The sequence below is a fragment of the Vibrio sp. OPT46 genome (genome assembly GCF_015163535.1).
Taxonomy (GTDB): Bacteria; Pseudomonadota; Gammaproteobacteria; order Enterobacterales; family Vibrionaceae; genus Vibrio; species Vibrio alginolyticus.
Genome location: NZ_JADDYG010000110.1, coordinates 1 through 251, shown reverse-complemented (window position 1 = coordinate 251; position 251 = coordinate 1). Strand labels below are relative to the sequence as shown.

Here is a 251-nt window from a genome sequence, read left to right as displayed (position 1 = left end):
TCGCAAAATGGATTAATCGTCATCTTGACGTTATTGGTTTCAACATCGCTATGGTCCGCTTTCACGCGAACTTTAACGTAGGGATCAATGACCCTTTTGATTGGCACTAGTATTTTCACGTTAGATTCCTTTTACAGTGAAGACTATGTGTTAACAGTGAAGACGATGTGATGACGTCTTTAAAATGATGTTAATTTACCTTTACGTTTGCGTCAACTTTAAATATATTGTTGATTAACAAGTTGGCAACA

At 36.3% G+C, this 251-nt stretch carries 1 pseudogene; it reads right to left on the bottom strand.

The window, feature by feature from the left end:
* Nucleotides 1–119, bottom strand: a pseudogene (locus tag IQR33_RS05150) (electron transfer flavoprotein subunit beta/FixA family protein); the annotation flags it as partial.
* Nucleotides 120–251 lie beyond the last annotated feature (132 nt).